At 75.9% G+C, this 3,967-nt stretch carries 2 protein-coding genes; both read right to left on the bottom strand.

Features of this window, described 5'->3' with window-relative positions; genetic code table 11:
* Positions 1 to 171 precede the first annotated feature (171 nt).
* Positions 172 to 1,476: a VWA domain-containing protein gene (locus E1289_RS36680; RefSeq protein WP_131988642.1), complete on the bottom strand. Its 1,305-nt coding sequence runs from the start codon at positions 1,474 to 1,476 to the stop codon at positions 172 to 174.
* 100 nt (positions 1,477 to 1,576) lie between these two features.
* A complete protein-coding gene (locus tag E1289_RS36675) occupies positions 1,577 to 3,850 on the bottom strand; it encodes a serine/threonine-protein kinase (RefSeq protein WP_207929403.1) in 2,274 nt (757 codons plus the stop codon).
* Between the last annotated feature and the right edge of the window lie 117 nt (positions 3,851 to 3,967).

Raw genomic sequence — 3,967 nt, 5'->3', positions numbered from 1 at the left:
CTTCCCCGCCCGTTTCCCCGCCCGTCGCGGCCGCCGCCGCGGGCGCGCGGTCCGGGGCGGGCGCGGGCCGGGCGAACTCGGCGCGCGGCGCGCCGTCCATGAGGTCGCCGCACACGTCGCAGTAGTCGGCGGCCTCGGATGTGTGCCCGCTGGGGCAGACCGGCATGGGCCTCAGCCTCCCCCAGCCACGTCGCCGTGCCGGGTCCGCACGGTCCGGACGGACCGTGTGTCGAGCGACATCTCGTCCGCCTTCGACACCTCGCGCTTCAGCCGGACCGTCCCCCGCACCGGGTCGACGACGTCGACGATCCGGTCCAACAGGCCGGAGATCTGCTCGTTGCCGACCTCCCGCGCCAGCACCACCGCTCGGCCGAGCCTGGCGGTCGCGGTGTCCGCGTCGCCCAGCCGCCTCGCCTCCAGGCCCTCCTGGATCGCCTCGGCCAGCTCCGACTGCCCGGTGTGGATCGTGACCCGCTCGTTCATCAGCGTCGCCCTGGCCTCGTCGTCGGTCCACTCGGCCAGGACGTTCCCGGACGCGAGGGCCTGCTCGCCGGCCATGACCTTCACCCACGCGGCCCGCATCTGCCGTCCGACGTCACCGGGCCGCACCTCGACGCACAGGTGGTACTCGCGGGTCTCGCTCCCCCAGGCACCCAGCGGGTAGTCGCCGATCTGCGTCCCGCACTCGACCCGCCTGCCGGTAAGGTCGTCCACGGTCGGCACCATCTGCTTGACGAAGCGCAGTTCCGCCAGCTGCGGCGTCCACACGCGCAGCGCCACGTCCGCGACCTCCTTGCTCATCGCGGCCTGCGTCATCGCGAGGAAGTCGGCCTCCAGGTCCGCCGGGTCGGGGACGTCCAGGAAGCCGCCCAGCAGCGCCGAGGTGATCCTGCGGACCTCGGCGACCTCCCAGTCGGTGCCGACCCCGCGCGCGTCGCACTGGAAACGGCCCGCGCACTGCCGGAGCGCCGCGTCCAGCTCCTCCTCCGACTCGTGCTGGTTCTTGCCGTCGGTCAGCAGGATCGCGTGCTTGACGGCGTCGTCGTAGCCGGTGAACAGCCGCTCGGCGAGCCGCAGCCACGACCCGATCGCCGTCCCGCCCGCCGCCTCCAGCCGCGACACGGCCTGCGCGGCGCTCCGCCGGGACGTCTCGTTCGCCTCGGCGAGCCGCTCCCCCTGCGGGTAGATCATCCGGGGCTGGTTGGCGCCCGCGACCACGGCGAAGCGGACCCCGTCGCGCAGCACGTGCACCGCCGCCCGCGCGGCCCGCTTCGCGGCGGCCATCTTCCCCCGGTAGGACATCGATCCCGAGGTGTCGATGATGATGACCTCCGCGGCGGGCGCCCGGCCGCCGCCCGGTCCGGCGGCGCCGGACGAGCGCGCCTCCACGGTCACGATCGCGTGCACCTCCCGTCCGCCCTCCGGGAGGTAGGGATTCTGGTCCACGCGGATCGTGAACTCGGGAAATATGCTCATCTGCCCGGCTCCCTGCTCGTGTCCGGCGGCGCGTGTTCGTGGCCGGGCCCGCCGCGGGGGCGGCACGGCCCGGCGTGGAGTTCCTGGTCCGCGGCCATCGTCAGAACAGCGTCCTCGGGCGTACCGCGTTGGCCCGTCTGACCATCGCGTGCCGGTGCGCCGCGCCGTCGGCGAGCTTGGCGAGGACGCGGTAGGTCTCCTCCAGCTTCGCCCGGAGGGACGCCTCGTCGAGTTCGGTGCCGAGGATCCGGGGGCGGGAGCCGCCCGGCGCCGGCGCCCGGCCGGTGCGGACCCAGCCGAGGGCGGCCTCCAGGACCTCGGCGGCGAACGCGGCGGCGCGCTCGGTGTCGAGGCGCAGGGACGCGAGGCGCCGCCCGGCCTCGACCAGCGTGCCGGCGTCCAGCTCGGCCGGGCGGCGGCCGCGGACGGCGGTGGTGACGGCCGCGAGCTGCGCGGCGAGGTAGTCGCTGGAGACGCGCGGGACCGAGTCCAGCACCTGTTCGGCCGCCTGGCGGTCGCCCGCGGCGAGGCGGGCGCGGGCCAGGCCGAACGCGGCGCTCACGTGGGTGGGGTCGGTGCGCCAGACCGTCTCGTAGAAGCGGGCGGCCTGCGCCATGTCGCCCCGGATCTCGTGGCAGAACGCGAGCGCCAGCTTGGGCGCCTGCTCACCCGGCGCGAGGTCGTACAGGTCGTTGAAGACGGCCACGGCCTCCGCTACGCGCCCGCCCGCCAGGGCCCGGACGCCGCGGTACCAGTCGACGCGCCAGTCGTCGGGGGCCTCGGCGGCGATCTCCTCCAGGAGCCGCCTTGCGCCGTCCAGGTCGTCCATCTCGATCCGGACGCGGGCCAGCGCGAGGCGGACCTCCCGCGACGGGACCGGCGCGGCGCTCAGCGCGGCGGCCAGGTCAGCGGGGTCGCGGGCGGTGAGCCCGGTCAGGAACGCGGCGGCCGGGTCCGACCCGTACACGAGCGGGACGGGCAGCGCGGCCGCGGCGGCGGACGGCTCCAGCGGCGCGAGGATCGGCGGGGGCGCGGCGCCGTCCCGGTCGGCCAGCGCGGCGATCTCGGCGCCCGCGGTGTGCTGCCCGGCGCCGAACAGCGGGGACGGCGCTGGCCGCGGCCGCCCGTCCTCGGCCGACAGGACCTCGCGCAGCACGCCGGTGAGCTGCTCGGCCATCTCCGCGGCGCTCTGGAAGCGGCGGGCCGGGTCCGGGTGCGTCGCGCGGCGCAGCAGCCGGTGGTAGGACTCGTGCCGCTGGAACAGCGGGACCTCGTCGCGGGGCGGCAGGCTGCGCAGATGCCGCCCGGTGTAGCCGCGGAACGGAAAGCTCAGCACCGCCAGCGTCCGGCCCACCGTGTACAGGTCGGACGTGATCGACGGGCCCTGCGAGCCGATCTCGGGCGCCTGGTAGCCGGGGGTGCCGAAGATCGGGCTGTCCACGTCGAACGCGCGGCGCACCCCGCCGAGGTCGATCAGCTTGAGCTGCTCCTCGGACTGGATGGCGTTGTCCGGCTTGAAGTCGCAGTACAGCAGCCCGACGCCGTGCAGGTAGCCGAGCGCGCTCAGCACCTCCAGCCCGTACGCGATGACCTGCGGCAGCGGCAGCGCCGCCTCGTCGCCGTGGTCGCGGCGGAGGCCGAGCAGGATGTCCTTCAGCGACCGGCCGCCGACGTACTCCATCACGATGTAGCCGGAGTCGCCGTGCCGCACGAAGTTGTAGATCTTGACGATGTTGGGGTGCTCGACCTCGGCGAGGAACGCGCGCTCGGCGGTCGCGGCGGCCAGCGAGTCGGCGTTCCCGGTGTCCAGCAGCCCCTTGAGCACCACCCAGCGCTCGCTCACGTTGTGGTCGCGGGCCAGGTACACCCAGCCGAGGCCGCCGTGCGCCAGGCAGCCGAGCACCTCGTACTGCCCGCCGATCATCTCGCCGGGGTGGAGCTTCGGCGTGAACGAGAACGGGTGCCCGCAGTTGCGGCAGAAGCCCTCGGTCCGGCCGGGGCGGCCGCCCCGGCTCCGCCCGACCTTCTCGTCGCACCGGCTGCAGTAGCGCCGGTTCTCCGGCACCTCGGGCGTCTCCATGATCGCCGAGGCCGGGTCGCGGGCCGGGACGGGCGGCACCTCCACCAGCCCGGCGCCGAGCATCCCGCGCCTGGTGGACCCGCTGGAGCCGGTGCCGCGGGTGCCGCCGCGCGACGCCGTCCGCCCGGACCCCACGGTCCCGGACCCGCTGGACGCGGAGGGACCGGACGTGGAGGGACCGGACGCGGAGCCCGCGCCGCTCCGGCCGCTCGGCCGGGACGGGCCGGACGAGCCCTGCCCTCCGGTGGTCGGGGAGGCGGTCGCCGGGGGAGCGGCGGGCGACCGCGTCGTCACCGCGGCTCCGGCCGGTGCGTGCGGGGCCGGTGCGTGCGGGGCCGGCCTCGCGGGTGCCGCCGGTGGCTGGACGGGACGCGGGGCCGGATGTCCGGACGGCGGGGCCTGCGGGGACGG

The sequence above is a fragment of the Actinomadura sp. 6K520 genome, from assembly GCF_004349245.1.
Lineage (GTDB): Bacteria > Actinomycetota > Actinomycetes > Streptosporangiales > Streptosporangiaceae > Spirillospora.
This window is presented reverse-complemented; position numbering and strand designations above follow the sequence as displayed.

Bases quoted from the DNA above. Each gene is read 5' to 3' on its own strand.
- E1289_RS36680 (WP_131988642.1), bottom strand. From the start codon at position 1,476: ATGAGCATATTTCCCGAGTTCACGATCCGCGTGGACCAGAATCCCTAC.